At 47.7% G+C, this 17,352-nt stretch carries 15 protein-coding genes; 3 read left to right on the plus strand and 12 right to left on the minus strand.

Translation table 11 applies throughout. The features are described 5' to 3' along the window. Positions 1-103 precede the first annotated feature (103 nt). From BLCOC_RS17945 to BLCOC_RS17990, 10 genes are all read right to left on the minus strand, one after another. Positions 104-511, minus strand: coding sequence for a zinc ribbon domain-containing protein (locus BLCOC_RS17945; protein ID WP_026255586.1), 408 nt, complete (start codon positions 509-511; stop codon positions 104-106). A 5-nt stretch (positions 512-516) separates the two neighbouring features. Then, on the minus strand, positions 517-1,041 hold the full coding sequence (gene bilS / locus BLCOC_RS17950; RefSeq protein WP_029468563.1) for a flavodoxin family protein BilS: 525 nt from the start codon (positions 1,039-1,041) through the stop codon (positions 517-519). 82 nt (positions 1,042-1,123) lie between these two features. Continuing rightward, positions 1,124-2,212: an oxidoreductase gene (locus BLCOC_RS17955; RefSeq protein WP_115622951.1), complete on the minus strand. Its 1,089-nt coding sequence runs from the start codon at positions 2,210-2,212 to the stop codon at positions 1,124-1,126. A 65-nt stretch (positions 2,213-2,277) separates the two neighbouring features. Further along, positions 2,278-2,979: a GerMN domain-containing protein gene (locus BLCOC_RS17960; RefSeq protein ID WP_115622952.1), complete on the minus strand. Its 702-nt coding sequence runs from the start codon at positions 2,977-2,979 to the stop codon at positions 2,278-2,280. Next, complete coding sequence (locus tag BLCOC_RS17965; protein ID WP_115622953.1) at positions 2,976-3,863, minus strand: mechanosensitive ion channel family protein; 888 nt, start codon at positions 3,861-3,863, stop codon at positions 2,976-2,978. Before BLCOC_RS17965 ends, BLCOC_RS17960 begins: the two co-directional genes overlap by 4 nt. 11 nt (positions 3,864-3,874) lie before the next feature. Further along, positions 3,875-7,045 (minus strand): 1,4-alpha-glucan branching protein GlgB, encoded by a 3,171-nt coding sequence (gene glgB, locus BLCOC_RS17970; RefSeq protein WP_115622954.1) that lies wholly within the window; start codon positions 7,043-7,045, stop codon positions 3,875-3,877. A gap of 340 nt (positions 7,046-7,385) precedes the next feature. After that, positions 7,386-8,879 carry an IMP dehydrogenase gene (locus BLCOC_RS17975; RefSeq protein ID WP_115622955.1) on the minus strand — a complete coding sequence of 498 codons (1,494 nt, stop codon included), beginning with the start codon at positions 8,877-8,879 and terminating at the stop codon, positions 7,386-7,388. Position 8,880: 1 nt separating this feature from the next. After that, the gene (locus tag BLCOC_RS17980; protein ID WP_029468557.1) at positions 8,881-9,357 is read right to left on the minus strand and encodes a MarR family winged helix-turn-helix transcriptional regulator; all 477 of its coding nucleotides are present in this window, start codon (positions 9,355-9,357) and stop codon (positions 8,881-8,883) included. Positions 9,358-9,469: 112 nt separating this feature from the next. Continuing rightward, positions 9,470-9,994, minus strand: coding sequence for a flavodoxin domain-containing protein (locus BLCOC_RS17985; RefSeq protein WP_115622956.1), 525 nt, complete (start codon positions 9,992-9,994; stop codon positions 9,470-9,472). After that, a complete protein-coding gene (locus tag BLCOC_RS17990; RefSeq protein WP_115622957.1) occupies positions 9,991-10,602 on the minus strand; it encodes a TetR/AcrR family transcriptional regulator in 612 nt (203 codons plus the stop codon). Before BLCOC_RS17990 ends, BLCOC_RS17985 begins: the two co-directional genes overlap by 4 nt. Before the next feature lie 719 nt (positions 10,603-11,321). Between BLCOC_RS17990 and BLCOC_RS17995 the strand changes: the two genes are divergently transcribed. Genes BLCOC_RS17995 through BLCOC_RS18005 form a run of 3 tightly spaced genes read left to right on the plus strand, consistent with a single transcriptional unit; the run spans position 11,322 to position 15,373 of the window. Continuing rightward, entirely contained in the window at positions 11,322-11,801 is a 480-nt protein-coding gene (locus BLCOC_RS17995) for an NADH-quinone oxidoreductase subunit NuoE family protein (protein WP_018596425.1), read from the plus strand. Continuing rightward, a complete protein-coding gene (locus BLCOC_RS18000; RefSeq protein WP_115622958.1) occupies positions 11,798-13,672 on the plus strand; it encodes an NADH-ubiquinone oxidoreductase-F iron-sulfur binding region domain-containing protein in 1,875 nt (624 codons plus the stop codon). The genes BLCOC_RS17995 and BLCOC_RS18000 overlap by 4 nt, the downstream gene beginning before the upstream one ends. Positions 13,673-13,684: 12 nt before the next feature. Then, entirely contained in the window at positions 13,685-15,373 is a 1,689-nt protein-coding gene (locus BLCOC_RS18005; RefSeq protein ID WP_115622959.1) for a [FeFe] hydrogenase, group A, read from the plus strand. A gap of 286 nt (positions 15,374-15,659) precedes the next feature. Here BLCOC_RS18005 and BLCOC_RS18010 read toward each other — a convergent pair whose 3' ends face one another. Together BLCOC_RS18010 and hydF are read right to left on the minus strand one after the other, a co-directional pair. After that, positions 15,660-16,139: a GNAT family N-acetyltransferase gene (locus tag BLCOC_RS18010; RefSeq protein WP_115622960.1), complete on the minus strand. Its 480-nt coding sequence runs from the start codon at positions 16,137-16,139 to the stop codon at positions 15,660-15,662. A gap of 27 nt (positions 16,140-16,166) precedes the next feature. Next, positions 16,167-17,351 carry a [FeFe] hydrogenase H-cluster maturation GTPase HydF gene (gene hydF / locus BLCOC_RS18015; protein ID WP_115622961.1) on the minus strand — a complete coding sequence of 395 codons (1,185 nt, stop codon included), beginning with the start codon at positions 17,349-17,351 and terminating at the stop codon, positions 16,167-16,169. Between the last annotated feature and the right edge of the window lies 1 nt (position 17,352).

The following is a 17,352-nucleotide window of genomic DNA, read 5'->3' on the forward strand; positions in this document are numbered from 1 at the left end:
TTCCAGCAGTATGATTCCGTCCGTATCATACTGTACAGCTCAGAGTGTGCCTGAAAATTCCTTCCGGCACACTCTGGTCATTATCTGGTCTTTGCTGTCTGCATCAGCTATTTTTCACAAATTCCGTTCCACACTTTGGACAGCGCACGCTTACCTTGCCTTTTCCCTTGGGAATACGGATCTTCTGCTTGCAGCTTGGACAGGAATAAATGTGATAGTCCTTTCTCTGCTGCTGAATATATTTTTTCTGGCCAAAGAAATGGCGTACCTTGTTTTCCACAGCCAGGTACTTCTGGTTCTCTGCATAGCGCTTTGTGAGCTTCCTTGAAAACATTCTGATATATATGAAAACGATCAGAAGAACCTCCCAGGAAGTCAGCAGTATGGAAACATATCCATTTCTGATAAACAGATTGATGACAGCACAGACAAGAAGCACAATGAGCATAAACTGGTTCAGTCTGTCTGTGCCGTAACGCCCTGCCATAAACTTTGCAAATTTTTCTTTCATGATCGTCAAATCCCATCCTTCTCTAATGTTTCATATATTCTGCCTACAAACTCACGGGCATGCTCCAGGTCATCCATGTCGGGATGCAGCATAGCCATGTCAAAATTCCGTATCATAGCGTCAACCTGCCTGCCGTTGTCACCGTTTCGCATACGGTTATACTTTTCCCTGACCTGGATAGGCATCTTGCCCTGGCACATAAAAGCACCCAGATATTCGTTGTCATCCTCTATGAAAACCCGGATATTCTCTTCTATCTTTTTAAAATATTCCTGGCTCTCACCCATTCCGCAGGTGCCGAACAATGCAATCTTCTTCCCCTGGAGGGCCCCCAGGTAATCCAGCACTTCTACACTGGCACTCCCTCTGTCCGTCCAGAATCCGATAAAATAAATGTCCGCCATATCATAGTCTGTCTGCCCGTCCAGCCGGGCAATGTCCTTATCCGAGCCCGGTATTGCTGCAAATATGGCCTTTGCCAGCTTTTCCGTATTGCCCGTTCTGCTTTTATACAATACCTGCGTCTTCATGTGGTATCATCCTCTCTCATTTTTACGATATAATAATAATAGCACGATGGCAGACAAATAGATATTTCCTGACTCTTAAAAATTATAAATTGTCTATAAATTCCTTTTTCCCCCGCAGATTCTTCTTTAGAACTTTTCTGCCCGCACAGGTATCCGGATCTTCGCACCACAGACAGCGCTTACAGTGCAGACATTTTCCGGTATCCCTGCCCTCCATGGCATCTTTTGCCCAATTATAGTTCACAATGATCCCCCTGGCAATGTCGATCATATCCACATTGGTGCGCTCCAGAATCTCCTGTGCCATATTAGGACTTGTGATCCCGTTTACCGCAAAAACAGGCACCGATACGCTGCGTTTGATCTCCTCCGCTGCATAGATACATTTCTCATAGGGAAAGTCCACAGGCGCTTTCGGATCATCCTCCCCGGAAAATCCATAGGACACATCAATAAAATCTATGCCCTCTTTTTCCAGTATCACCGCATGTCTGATCCCATCCTCCAGTCTTGGTTCAAATCCTCCCAGACGGATTCCCACCACGAAATCCTCAGGCACCTTTTCCTTTATGGCCCGCAGGATTTCCACTGCAAACAATTCCCTATGTTCCCCGTACGCATCCTGTCTGCGGTTTACCCAGCGGTTAAAGAATTCGCACATGAGGTATTGATGACATCCATGAAGCTCTACACCGTCATATCCTGCTTTCCAGGCTCGGACCGCGGCATCTGTAAATTCCTGTTGGATCCTATGTATTTCTTCCTCTGTCAGCTCTTTGCCTGTTTTTTTCACTCCATTTTTAGAAAAACTGTAATCACTGGGACAGGCAAGCTCTCCGTCCAGTCCCGAGACACCGGCATGATGGATCTGGATAAAAATGGGACATCCTTCTTTGTGTACCGCATCCACAATTTCAGACAGCCCCTGGATCTGCCCATCCTCCCAGATACCAAGCTGGTTTTCCACAAGCTTACCGTTCTTATCTACACAGGTAGCTTCCTGTATGATAAGTCCTGCCTGTCCTTTTGCCACCTTTCTGTAATGTTCCACATTCTCCTGTGTCACGTAGCCGTCCTCTGTCCCCCACGCATAACATACCACAGGGGGAAAACAAACTCTGTTTTTGATCTTCACATTCTTAATTTGTAATGGTTCAAATAATTTTTTCATAGTCAGCCACTCCCGTCCAATCTGAAAATGCAGCTGCCGGAATCCTTCCGGCGCTGCACCTGTAGTTACTGATAATCCATATGTGTCATGTATCCTTCGTATATCTCATGGCCTGTCTCCAGTGTGCTGCCGTCCACTGTGATCTGGATAGCTTCTGCCTGATAGGTATCCAAAAATGAGTTGACAACAGCCCCTATGGTAAGGATTTCTCCCGCCGTACCCATGGAGCGGACACTGTCCTTAAAATTAGAGGACAAATCCAGTTTCAGGACATACTGTCCCTCCTCCTCTGTCTCCTCAAAATTCTGAACTGTTATACTGTCTGTCAGAACCCCTGCACCCACAAGCTGACCGATCAGAGCATCGGCTGTTACCTGGGCAATTTCCACTTGTTTGATATCCCATCCCTCAGCATTGTCGTCGGGAACATAGATAAACGCCTGACCCGACTGTACCGGTGCGCTCTCCTCCTGGGAGTTCTCTGTGCCGGCATTGCCGGTTTCTGCGTTTTTCTCTGTGTCCTTCTCTGCAGTCTCATCTTTCGACTCTGCATTATCCTTTTTATCTGCCTGAGTATCTTCTTTTTCTGTCTCTTTCTCTGCTTTCTGATCTGAGGTGTCCTTCTTATCCTGTTCAGTATCCTTCTGACTCTCTTTCGACTCTGTCTGGGTTTTCGCATCTGTATCCTGGGCATTGCTGCATCCTGCAGTGCCAAATATCATTGCGGCGCTAAGCAGGACAGCAAGACATAAATTTCTGTGTTTCATAGGTTGCGCTCCTCTCTGCCGAAAGCCTCCGGCAATCCGGACTTGATATGCACATCAAGCTGCGGATATGGAATATCAATGTTTTCCTCGTCAAATGTCAGTTTGATTTCCTCATTCAGTCTCCATTTAGCAGGCCAGTAATCCTCTGTCTTCACCCATGCCCTTAATCCCAGGATCACGCCGTCATCCGCCAATTCGTCCACGAACACCAGCATCTCCTGCTCGGACATGATTGCAGGATCCTCGTGGAGCAGAGTTTCCAGAATTCCTTTTGCTTTTTTCAGATCCGACTGGTAGCCGATCATGACCTTGATCTCCAGCTTCCGCTTATCCTGGGATGTCACATTGACAATACTGGAATTGGTGATATTTCCGTTGGGTATGGTGATCCGTCTGTTGTCCACAGTGGAGAGGGTGGTGTAAAACAGATCGATCTTCACCACTGTGCCCTCCTGTTTGTTGGTGTTTTCTATAATGTAGTCTCCCACTGTGAAAGGTCTCAGGAGCATGATGATCACTCCGCCTGCCAGATTTGACAGACCGCCCTGCAGTGCCAGGCCGATTGCCACACCACCGGATGCCAGCAATGCCGCAATGGAGGATTCCTTGATTCCAAAACGGACTGCAATACTTACGATCAGCAGAAAGTAAAGGGCTGTTTTTACAAAGGAAGTCAAAAACTGGATCACACCGGTATCCGCGCCTGCTCTGTTCATGGCCGCCCGGATCAGGGCGCATATCTTGATGATCACTTTACTGGCTATAAAATAGATAACGATTGCCAGTATTACTTTCCACGCAAAGGCTTCCACGGCGGGAATCTGGGCACTGATACGGTTCCAGATTTTTTCTATATTAATACTTTTTGCCAAAAATCCTGTCATTTAGTTCATCCTTATTTCTTCTTTGTCGTCTTTCTCGTTGTTCTCTTACCCGGAGCTGTCCTGCCGGTTTCCGGCTTTGCATTTTCTGTCTCATCTGCTTTCGCCACCTGGTCAGCAACAGGTGTCTGCTCTGATTTTGTCTCTGATTTTGTCTCTGTTTTCACCGTTTCCTGTTTCACTGCTAATTTTTCGGTTTCCGGCTTTGCCTCTATTTTCTCGGCTTCCGGTTTAGACGCTATTTTTTTCGCCTCCGGCTTTGCCTCTATCTTCTCAGCTTCCGGTTTGGATGCTATCTTCTTAGCTTCCGGCTTTGCCTCTATTTTCTCGGCTTCCGGTTTAGACGCTATTTTTTTCGCCTCCGGCTTTGCCTCTATTTTCTCAGCTTCCGGTTTTGATGCTATCTTCTTAGCCTCCGGCTTTGCCTCTATTTTCTCAGCTTCCGGTTTCGCTGGTATTTTTTTCGCCTCCGGCTTTGCCTCTATTTTCTCGGCCTCCGGTTTAGACGCTATTTTTTTCGCCTCCGGCTTTGCCTCTATTTTCTCAGCTTCCGGTTTTGCTGCTATTTTTTTAGCCTCCGGTTTGGATGCTATCTTCTTAGCCTCTGGCTTTGCCTCTGTCTTCTCCGCTTCCGTTTTGGATGTTGTCTTTTTACTTTTCGCTTTGGCTACTGTCTTTTTTGCCTTTGTTCCTGCGGTTGTCTTCTCTGTTTCCGCTTTGGCTGTTTCTTTCCCGGCCTCCGCCTTGACAGCCTCCGCCGCTGCGGATAGGTTCAGCGCCTGCCGCTCCAGTTCTTTTTTGCGCTCATCCTCGATCTTCTTTTCCAGCTCTGCCCGGACTTTTGAAACCGCAGGGTTTGTCTTACTCTCAGCAGTGTTTCCTGTCCCGGACGCCCTGCTCTTTCCTTTTGCGGCATTCTTAACACCTGTAGTTTCCTTCACGGCCTTTTTTGTCCCTGCCTTTGCAGTTGTCTTTTTCTCCTCTTTTGTGAAAGAGAAGATCTGAACTGACAGAGGTGCCACATCAATGACTATGGAGTTCTTTCTCTCATCATGCTCTGCCCGTTTGGAGGATTTTACCCTGGCATTTCTTACACCGGTTCCGCCGAACTCTGCTGCATCACTATTGAAGATTTCTTTGTATTTGCCCGGATACGGCACTCCCATCTGATATTTTTCATATGCAAGAGGTGAGAAGTTACATACGATCACCAAAAGCTCCTCTCTCTTTTTTGTCTTCCTGATAAACGTCAGCATGTTTTTCTCAGATTCCATGTGGTTGATCCACTCGAACCCATCCGGGTCATAATCTAGTTCAAACAATGCCGGTTGTTCTTTATAGAAATTCCAGAGAGCTTTCACATAATTTTTAAACTGCTGGTGTTCCGGCTGTTCCAGAAGCTCCCAGTCAAGGCTTCTCTCCTCAGACCACTCTCTCTCCTGGGCAAATTCCTGTCCCATAAACAGCAGCTTCTTTCCTGGATGCACAGCCATAAACCCATATGCGGCGCGGAGGTTTGCAAATTTCTGTTCCTTATCCCCCGGCATTTTGGTGAGAAGAGAACCTTTTAAATGGACCACCTCATCGTGGGACAAGCTTAAGAGAAATTTTTCACTATATGCATATACCATGCTGAATGTCAGCTCATCATGAGCGCCGCCTCTGAACAGCGGGTCTTTTTTCATATAGTCAATAAAGTCATTCATCCAGCCCATATTCCATTTCATGTCAAAGCCCAGGCCATCATCCTCTATACTGCCCGTGATCTTAGGCCATGCCGTAGACTCCTCCGCGATCAAAAGCGCGTCGGGATGCCTTTTCTTAAAGATGGAATTCAGGTGTTTCAGAAATTCGATCGCTTCCAGGTTCTCATTGGAACCATAGATATTTGGAACCCACTCCCTGTCATTCTTTCCGTAGTCCAGATACAGCATGGACGCCACCGCATCCATACGGATACCGTCTGCATGGAACTTCTCTATCCAGAAAAGCGCGTTGGAAATAAGGAAGTTTCTCACCTGCGGCCTTCCGTAATTATAGATCAGCGTTCCCCAATGCGGATGCATCCCCTGCCTGGGGTCCAAATGCTCGTACAGACATGTGCCGTCAAAATTGGGCAGTCCCTGTGTATCTTTTGGGAAATGTGCCGGCACCCAGTCCAGGATCACGCCGATTCCCTGCTGATGCAGATAATCCATGAAATACATAAAGTCCTCACAGGTGCCATATCTGCTGGTAGGCGCATAATATCCGGTCACCTGATACCCCCATGAGGCATCATAAGGATGTTCCATAACCGGCATAAGCTCTACATGTGTATAACCCATATCTTTTAAATATTCTGCAAGCTTCGGGGCAATGTCACGATAATTACAGAACAGTTTTCCCTCTTCCTCCGGTTTTATCCAGGAACCCAGATGCATCTCGTAGACCAGCATAGGTTTCTTTTCATCATTGATACGCTTTCTGTCTTTCATCCACTGGTCATCCTGCCACCGGTAGTGATTCAGATCCGCCACTATAGAAGCTGTTTTCGGACGCAGCTCCACCTGATTTCCATAAGGATCTGCTTTTAGATATACAAGAGAACCCTTTGCCTTGATCTCGTATTTATACAGAGCGCCCGGTTTGATCCCCGGTATGAATATCTCAAAGATCCCTGATACGGCCAGACGGTTCATCTGATGAACCCTTCCATCCCAGTGGTTAAAATCACCAACCACAGAGACTCTGAGCGCATTTGGTGCCCAAACGGCAAAATATACACCGGATACACCATTGATCGTCATGGTATGGGCACCCAGTTTTTCGTAAATCTCATAGCAGATGCCTGCGCAGAACTGCTGTTCCTCGTCAAGGCTGATCTTGGGTTCAAAGGAATAAGGATCATAGAACTGCTTTTTCTTACCTTCCTCATCCTCTGTTTCCACTTTATACTTCGGAATTTTATTTCCAGGTATCAAGACAGCGAAAAATCCTGCCTCATCTTCCATCACCATATCATAAGTCTGTTTTTCTTTCGTGAGCAGGATCCTTGCCTGCACAGCACCGGGCAAAAAGCACTGGATCAAAATACCGTCCTCTGTCACACGCGGTCCCAGAATACGGCGCGGTTCGCTTTCCTCGGAATATACAATCGTCTCTATTTCCGGCCAATCCATCAATTCATATAATTTGTCAGACATAAAACACCCTCCTTTTGTTACATTTTATCATTAAAGCGTTAAAAAGTAAACCTTGGATGAAAACAGGCAGGCCCCCGGGTAACAGTTCAGCCTTCCACTATCCCGCCAGGGATTGCCTGGCAGATGCAGGGCAATCCCGAGTCAGCCACGGGTCAGACTGTGGTTTGTGCAGACTGTGTGCATGCTTTTGTTGCTATGAAGCCGAAAGGCTGAATAGTAACGTCCCCGGGAAGGAACAAAATGGGACAGGCATATAAAAGAACAGATTCCGCAAAAGCGGGCTTTCCGACTCAAACTGCCCCTTTTACAGAATCTGTTCTGACTCTATGGTATCTATATTTTATCTCTGGTCCCGCAGCATGACATCATGCGCGCCGCCCTCTACAATACTGGTAGAGGAAACCAATGTTATTTTTGCTTTTTCCTGCAGCTCCGGAATGGTGAGCGCTCCGCAGTTGCACATGGTAGAACGGACTTTACTCAGGGTCAAGCTGACATTATCCTTCAGGCTTCCCGCATAAGGTACCAGGGAATCCACGCCTTCCTCAAAAGAAAGCTTCTTCTCGCCGCCCATGTCATACCGCTGCCAGTTTCTGGCTCTGGCACTGCCTTCTCCCCAGTATTCCTTCATGTAGCTTCCGTTGATATTAACCTTTTTTGTAGGGCTTTCATCAAATCTGGCAAAATATCTTCCCAGCATGATAAAATCAGCTCCCATTGCCAGTGCCAGGGTGATATGGTAGTCATGCACAATGCCGCCATCTGAACAGATAGGAATATAAATCCCTGTCTCTTTAAAATATTCATCCCTGGCCTTTGCAACTTCTATTACCGCGGTTGCCTGTCCTCTGCCGATCCCTTTCTGTTCACGGGTGATACAGATGGCGCCGCCGCCGATCCCCACCTTTACAAAGTCAGCACCAGCATCAGCCAGAAAACGGAACCCTTCCGCATCCACCACATTCCCGGCTCCTACTTTTACATCATTTCCATAGTTTTTCCTGATATAATCAATGGTGATCTTTTGCCATTCGGAAAAGCCCTCGGAACTGTCTATACAGAGAACATCAGCACCTGCCTGCACCAGCGCAGGAACACGTGTCTCATAATCCCTGGTATTGATCCCCGCACCTACCATATAGCGTTTGTTACTGTCTATCAGCTCATTTTCATTCTTCTTATGTGTGTCATAATCTTTCCTGAAAACCAGATACACCAGTTCCTGTTTTTTATTCACCAGAGGCAGGCAGTTGATCTTATGTTCCCAGATAATATCATTGGCCTCTTTCAGAGTCGTCTCCTCCTCTGCATATACAAGGTCATCCAGCTTGGTCATAAATTCCTTTACCTTTAAGTCAAGGTTCATACGGCTCACTCGGTAATCTTTGTTGGTAACGATCCCCAGAAGTCTGCCGCCCGGTCCGCCGTCCTCTGTAACCGCTATGGTTGAATGCCCAGTCTGCTCTGTCAGTCTCAAAACATCCTGAAGTGTCATCTCCGGTGAAACATTGGAATCACTCACTACGAATCCGGCCCGGTAGTTCTTTACCTTTTTTACCATCTCCGCCTGCTTTTCCACCGGCTGGGAGCCATAGATAAAGGAAAGGCCGCCTTCCTGCGCAAGGGCCACCGCCAGATTATCATCCGATACAGACTGCATGATGGCAGACACCATTGGAACGTTGATGGACAGTGCCGGCTCTTCCCCTTTTCTGTATTTGACCAGAGGGGTTTTCAGGTTCACCTGGGACGGTATACAATGGGTGGACGAATAACCCGGAATCAATAGGTATTCACTAAATGTTCTGGACGGCTCCTCATAATAAAATGCCATGTCAATTCTCCTTTTCTGACTGCTGATTTTCCAGCTTCTTTTCGTATCTCGCTACATTTTCAAGTAAGTCCGTAAGTCCTGCTTTCATATGCTCCACCAGCTGTTCATCCATTCCGTCAAACAGTTCCTCCAAATACGCGGATTCCTGCTTTTCCCTGGCAGTATAATATGTTTTCCCCTTTTCAGTCAGTGCGATCCGTATATTTCTTCCGTCTCTCTTCAGATCCACAAAGCCCTTCCTTTTCAGCAGATCTGCCATCTTCCTAGCATTCTGCCTGGATGTACCAAGAAGCTGCGCCATCTCCCCCAGATTTAAACGGTAGTCTTCAAAAAGGGTGAGGTTGGCCATCATAAAGCACTGCATGGTTGTCACTTCGCTGTCCCGCCTGTCCCCCACACACTGCATCCTGTTGGCCAGGGAGAATATGGTTCCGTATACATAGGGCTTGGCCGGAATTCTGTCAATCGGAAAAAGCATGGGTCCACTCCTCTCTAAAAAGGTAACTGGTTATGTTTGATACTAGCACAGGCAGTTCTTCTTTGTCAATGAAAACAGACACACTCTTTTCTCCGTCCGGTGTCCTCTCCCTCTATCTCTTCTGGATCCATCCAAGCAGCGGTTCCAGATATGTTCTGTCCGCAGCGTCAAAAGAGCTTCCAAGATGGGATGCCATCTCCTTTTCCTGCTCTGTTTTGTCTTTTTTCTTTTCCATCATTTTCGCAAAAACCTTCATCATCATCCGGCTTTTCCAATCCATATTTTCATAATTAATACCGCTTCGCAGATAAAAACAGGAAATTTTCCCTAATTCTTCCTCTGTGAAATTCTGTGCTATGGCCTTTTCCACTTCCGGGGCCTCGGGAGGTGTTGCGCCTGTGGCAAAAACTGCCGTCCGCTTTCCCTCCAGTATTGGCAGTCTGCTTTTCAACCATTCCACGCCATGAATCTTTCCCGCATAGAAACCGCCTCCATACAAAATCACATCATAGTTCCCAATTTCAAGCTTCTCCGCCTCTTTCGCCTCCACACAGGTACAGGGGACCACTTCTTGGATCCACTGGGCGTATCTCTTTGTAAATCCGGTCTTTGAACTGTATACCACCAAAATATTCATCTGCTCTCCTCTTTCTTTCCATATACTTCCACAAATTGTCTCAAATGTTCCACAAATTTAGGTTTTGCCTCCTCAAGCCCTGTACAGGTGTGTAGCAGCAAAAAAACAGGACCGTAGAATTCCAGGGCAAGTTTATCTGGATCTCTTTTTTCCAGCACGCCTGCCTCCATAAGAGACAAAAACAGGCTGCTCTGAAATTCCAGCATATAATTCCTATATAATTGTATATAAATTTCTTTTGCCCTGGGGTATTCATACTGGCTTAAGATCAAAAGTCTCCGATACCTTACGTTTTCCTCATTTTCAAAGAAAAAGGAAAAGACCGACAATACTTTCTCTGACAGCCTGTCAAAATCCCACTCAATAAAAACGTCTTTTTTCTCCTCTGGCGCAAAGGGCAGCTCCTTCTCCCGGAAATATGCCTTTGCGTTCTCCCACTGAATATCCACAATACTGTCAAAGATATCCTGCTTATTTTTAAAATGGTTGTAAAGGGAACTCTCTTTTATCCCTACAGCTTTGGCTATATCCCGCACGGAAACCGCGTGAAATCCCCGTTCCGAAAAAAGGATAAGAGCTTCCTTCAATATCTTTTCTCTTGTTTTCATAGCTTTCTCCTGTTTTGGCAATTTTACTAACAGTTGTTAGTCCTCATTATACTAACAACTGTTAGTTTAAGTCAAGCGTAAAATAAATAAATCCACCTGCATTAAAGTGTGCAGATTATCGAAATGAATTTTCAAACATACTCTATTACTACAGCGAACGCCATATGATAAGCTATATGCAATGAAAGCCGCCCCGTTAATCACTCACCTTCCGTTCGCGAAAACCAGGAAAAAGCAGCGGTCTTTGGGGAGACTGGCATTTGGTTCTGCTCGAGACTCCAGAACCTCCGAACTAACGATTAACTACGACTAAGGCGCTCACTTACGTTCTCGCCTAAGTCTGCGTAAATCGTGGATTTCGTAGAACCTTCCGCTTAGCCTCGCAGAACCAAATGCCAGTCTCCCCAAAGACCACTGCTTTTTCCGTCCCCTTTCCGCACCTGTTCGCTGTAGTTACTAGGATTTTCGTGGGCAGGCGCAGAAAAACACATCACAGAACAACGATTGTGAACTGCGGCAAACCATTAACTAATTTGTATATTTTTGTGTTTTTTTCAAAAATTTTATTGTGTATTTCCTCTTATCATTATATAATTAGAGGACAGGTATATGTGCAATAATACCCAAATGCACATGCGGAAGTGTACTGTAAACAACAGAAAGCACCTATTGTGAACTTTCTGTTGTCATGAATGATCAAATCTAAAGGAGGTATCTGAATGCTTGACAAGAGCTACTACCAGAAGACGGACGAAATCATCAGCCATTACGGCCGCAGGCCAAGTGCACTGATTCCCATCATGCAGGACATTCAGGCAGAATATCGTTATCTGCCGGGCGAACTACTGACCTACGTGGCAAAAGAAATAGGGGTAAAAGAGGCCAAAGCCTACAGTGTTGCCACATTTTATGAAAACTTTTCCTTTGAACCAAAAGGAAAGTACATTATCAAAGTCTGTGACGGAACTGCCTGCCATGTCCGCAAATCCATGCCCATTCTGGAAGCCCTTCAAAAAGAGCTGGGCCTGAGCAAGAAAAAACACACCACAGATGATATGCTTTTCACTGTGGAAACCGTTTCCTGCCTGGGTGCCTGCGGGCTGGCTCCTACACTCACCGTGAACAATGAAGTACACCCGACCATGACGCCGGAAAAAGCATTGGAATTACTCACAGAATTGAGAGGTGATAGCGTATGATTATCGAAAACAGAGAGTCTCTGAAAAAAGAGCAGGAGGCCGCCCGGAAACAGATTGATTCTTTTGAATGCCGTATCCTGATCTGCGCCGGAACCGGCTGTGTTGCTACCGGCTCACAGAAAATTTACGAAAGAATGCAGGAACTCTGTAAGGACATGCCCGGTGTTTCCGTAGAATTTGAAGGCCATGTTCCTCACATCGGAGTTGTGAAGACCGGCTGCCAGGGTATCTGTGAACTTGGACCCCTGATGCGGATCGAACCCCTGCATTATCAATATGTAAAGGTACAGATGGACGACTGTGAGGAAATCTTTAAACGCACCGTCCTGAACAAAGAACCTGTGGAACGCCTGTTCTACAAAAAGGGCGAGGAATCCTTCCCCACACCGGATGATATCCCATTCATTGCCAAGCAGACCAGGATCACTTTGGAAAACTGCGGACGCTTTGACGCGGAATCTCTGGATGAATACATAGCTTCCGGCGGTTACAGCGCTCTGTCAAAGGCCCTTTTTGATATGTCTCCAAAAGACGTCATTGACGAGGTAGACAAATCCGGTCTGCGCGGAAGAGGCGGCGGCGGATTCCCCACCGGCAAAAAATGGAAACAGGTGGCCGCCCACACAGACGTAAAAGAACACTATGTTGTCTGTAACGGCGACGAGGGTGACCCGGGCGCATTCATGGATGGAAGCGTTATGGAAGGGGATCCCTACCGTCTCATCGAAGGAATGACCATTGCCGCCTATGCAGTCAATGCACAGGACGGTTATATTTATGTGCGTGCGGAGTATCCGCTCTCTGTGGAACGGCTCACACACGCCATAGCACAGGCCGAGGAAAAAGGCCTGCTGGGAGACAATATCCTGGGAACTGATTTCTCGTTCCATATGCATATCAACCGCGGCGCCGGAGCCTTTGTCTGCGGCGAGGGCTCTGCTCTGACTGCCTCCATTGAAGGCGACAGAGGCATGCCCCGTGTAAAACCGCCCAGAACTGTTGACCAGGGACTTTGGGCCAAACCTACGGTTCTGAACAATGTAGAAACCTTTGCCAATGTTCCCGGTATTGTCATGAAAGGCGCTGACTGGTTCCGCACCATCGGAACAGAGGGCAGCCCCGGAACGAAGACCTTCTCCATCACCGGTTCTATTGAGAACACCGGTCTGATCGAAGTTCCCATGGGAACCTCACTGCGTGAGATGATCTATGATATCGGCGGCGGCATCAAAGGCGGCGGAGAATTCAAAGCCGTACAGATCGGCGGTCCTTCCGGCGGATGTCTCACGGCTGAACACCTGGATGTAGGCCTGGATTTTGACAGTGTTAAAAAATACGATGCCATCATGGGTTCCGGCGGACTGGTTGTCATGGACGAGAATACCTGTATGGTGGAGGTTGCCCGTTTCTTCATGAGCTTTACCCAGAGGGAATCCTGCGGAAAATGTGTTCCCTGCCGTGAGGGAACCAAACGTATGCTGGAGATCCTGGAACGCATCGTAGACGATAAAGGAAAGATCGAGGATCTTGACACCCTGGAAGAGCTGGCTGCCATGGTTAAGAATATGGCTCTGTGCGGTCTGGGCAAGAGCGCCCCCCTTCCTGTTATCAGCACTTTAAAAACCTTCCGCAATGAGTACGAGGAGCACATTCTAGAACACAAGTGTGCCGCCAAATGCTGTACTGCTATGCGCCGTTTCCTTATTAATCCTGAGTTCTGCAAAGGCTGCGGCAAATGTGCAAAGAACTGTCCAGTTGGAGCGATCACCGGCGTGCGCAAGCAAGCTTATCATATTGACAACGAACTGTGTATCAAGTGCGGTGCCTGCAAAGACAACTGCGCCTTTGATGCCATTTACGTGGAAGCATAGGAGGGTTTTAATATGGGATTTATGACGATTGACGGTAGAAAAGTTGAATTTACCGATGAAAAGAATGTGCTTTCCGTCATCCGGAAAGCCGGAATCAATCTTCCGACACTCTGCTATCACTCTGAGGTTTCCACCTTCGGCGCCTGCCGGCTCTGTACTGTGGAGGATGACAGGGGACGTACTTTTGCCTCCTGCTCAGAGGTTCCCAGAGATGGAATGGTCATCTATACCAATTCCGGAAGAATTAAAAAATACAGAAAACTGATCGTGGAGCTTCTTCTCTCCGCCCACTGCCGTGACTGTACCACCTGTGTAAAGAGCGGCGAATGTGTACTGCAGGACTTAGCCCACAGAATGAATATCACGGATGTGCGTTTCCAGAATACAAGGGAAATCCGTCCCTTAGATACCAGCTCTCCCTCTATTGTCAGGGACCCTAACAAATGTATTCTCTGCGGCGACTGTGTACGTGCCTGTTCAGAGATCCAAGGGCTGGGCGTACTGGGCTTCGCCTTCCGCGGAACAGATGCCATGGCTATGCCTGCCTTCAATAAAACTTTGGCCGAGACAGACTGCGTAAGCTGCGGCCAGTGCCGTATCTACTGTCCCACAGGTGCCATCAGCATCAAGACTCATATGGATGAAGTATGGGATGCCATTGCCGACCCGGGTACCAGAGTCGTGGCCCAGGTAGCGCCGGCTGTACGTGTGGCAGTTGGGGATGCCTTTGGCCTGGACAAAGGAAACAGTGTCATGGGCAAACTGGTGGCTGTTCTGCACCGCATGGGATTTGATGAGGTTTACGATACAGCGTTCAGCGCTGACTTGACGATCATGGAGGAATCCAAGGAATTTCTGGAGCGCCTGGGTGACAGTTCAAAACTGCCCCTGTTCACCTCCTGCTGCCCTGCATGGGTAAAATTCCTCTGTGACCAGTATCCGGAATATAAGGATAATCTCTCCACCTGCCGTTCACCTCAGGAAATGTTCTCTGCAGTCATCAAAGAATACTACAGAGGATATGAGAAAAACCAGGGCAAAAAGACGGTTGTTGTGTCCATCATGCCGTGTACAGCAAAGAAGATGGAGGCCATCCGTCCCAACAGCTTTACCCATGGAGAGCAGAACACGGATATTGTCATCACGACTACAGAATTGATCCGTATGATCAAGAACTCCGGTATTGAATTCCCGACTCTGATCCCGGAAGCCTGTGATATGCCTTTCGGTTTCGGATCCGGCGCCGGCGTTATCTTCGGCGTAACCGGTGGTGTGACAGAAGCTATGCTCCGCCGTTTTGCGGACAAACACGACAAAGCAACTATGGATACCGTAGCCGAGACAGGTGCCCGCGGTGAGGAGGGAATCAAGGAATTCTCCGTCACCTACAAAGGCATCCCGCTGAATGTCTGTGTAGCCAGCGGACTGGCAAATGCCCAGACTGTCATGGAGAGGATCAAGAGCGGCGAAGCTCACTATCACATTGTTGAGATCATGGCATGCCGCCGTGGATGTATCATGGGAGGCGGCCAGCCGCCGAGAGCCGGTGATCGCACGAAAGCCGCCAGAAAAGACGGACTCTACAAAGCAGACAATGTTACCAGTATCCGAAAGGCCGACGAGAACCCCCTTGTCATGTCACTGTATGATACCTTATTAAAAGGAAAAGAACACGAACTTCTGCACAATGACAGCTATTAATTACTGCTATGGATCACTGCTCACAGAACTGAGCTTTCACAGAACTGAACTTGGCTTATTTGCGGAGCTGTAGATCATAGTCAATACTGCTGTATAAAAACTTACTGCTGTAAGGCATGAAAATGCTTTACAGCAGCCAATGGAAAAGGACATTCCGATAACCGTTTTCGGCTGCCGGAATGTCCTTTTTCTGTTCTGTCTAAAAATCATGGTTTTTCTACCACAATGAGCGGCACTATCATTTCCTGTTCTGTCATACCCTTCTCCTCCGCTCTCCGAAGTAACATTAAGGCTGCAAATCCATCACAAATTCTATCTCGTGCATCAGAGGGATTCCATTTGCCCCGATCAGAGGAATCTCCGGTTTCAGCTTTCTTGAATAGTTCAGCGCGTTGTGATACAGATGGGACATATCAAATCCACAGCGCTGATAGAAGCGGATTGCCTGGATGTTATCATTTGTTGTGATAACCGTCAGCCTTCTGCATTTTCTCTTGACTGCTGTCTCCTTTGCCTTCCCGATCAGTGTTCTCCCGATCCCACGTCCCTCCTGACGGCTGTCCAGGGATATGATCTCACAGATTCCGTCTCTGATCAGATACGTCAGAAGTCCTACAATATTTCCTTTTTCCCGGACAACAATACCCTCTGTCCGGGTCATATCCACAATTTTTCCGCGAATGACCATCTCTGTTGTGGGCCATTGGCTCTCTATAAATTCATTGACGCATTCCCGGTTTGTCTCATCGATCGAAACGAATTCCATTCGGCTGCCCTCCCGCATATATACTGATCACCGGAATATTTCCAGGCTCCGCTGCAAAATACCGTTCATATGCGCAATAGCTATGCCGTAGTTTGTCATGGGCACTCCCTGGGAGCCGGCCTGATTTCTGCGCCACTGCATTTCACGCTCATTCAGCATGCAGCCGCCGCAGTGTATTACCAGCCGGTACGGAGTCAGATCTTCCGGAAATCCGGTTCCCGATGTAAATACATACTCCGGCTTTTTTCCCGTATGTTTTTCAATCCAGCCCGGCATCTTCACAGTGCCGATATCGTTACACTGCCGATGATGCGTACAGCCTTCACTGATCAATACTTTCTCCCCGTCCTTCAGGCTGTCAAGTGCATAAGCGCCCTCCAGCGCCCCGGACAAGATTCCCTTATACCGGGCAAAGAGAATGGAAAAAGAGGTAAGAGGTATCTCAGCCGGGACCGCTTTGTCCACCTTCCCGAACACCTGACTGTCCGTAATGACAAGCCGCGGCTTTTCCCCAAGGCGTCCAAGCACCTCCCCTACTCTGTCATCCTGTACTGCCAGGGGAACCGCCCCTGTGTCTAACAGTTCTCTGATCACCTGCTGCTGGGGCAGTATAAGCCTTCCCTTTGGAGCCGCTTTGTCAATGGGTATCACCAGGAGTACAAAGTCTCCCGGTGATACCAGATCTTTTACCAGGGGACGCTCCTGTCCTTCTTTTGCAAGGCTCCCCAGTTTCTCTTTCAGCTCAAAGATATGAATGCCTTTCCGGGCACTTACATAGATTTCATGGTCTGTCTTTGGTTTTCTTTCCTCTGCCAGCAGATCTACTTTGTTGAAGACCACAAGATACGGCAGCTCTCTCTTTTCAAAAAGCTCTATGAGCTGCTGTTCCATAGGAACCAACTCTTTCCCTGCCTCCACAACCAGGACTGCAACATCTGTTTTGTGAAGTACCTGCTCCGCCTTTTTTACCCGAAGCGCCCCAAGGCCTTCCTGGTCGTCATCCATCCCCGGCGTGTCAATGAGCAGAACAGGGCCTATGGGAAGAAGCTCCATAGCTTTTTGGACCGGATCGGTAGTGGTGCCCTTCACATATGATACCACTGCCATATCTTGTCCTGTGACCGCATTTAACAGACTGGACTTTCCGGTGTTGCGGCGTCCGAAAAAGCTGATATGTACCCGGTTTGCAGAGGGTGATGCATTGAGACTCATG

This window comes from Blautia coccoides (assembly GCF_034355335.1).
Taxonomy (GTDB): domain Bacteria; phylum Bacillota; class Clostridia; order Lachnospirales; family Lachnospiraceae; genus Blautia; species Blautia producta.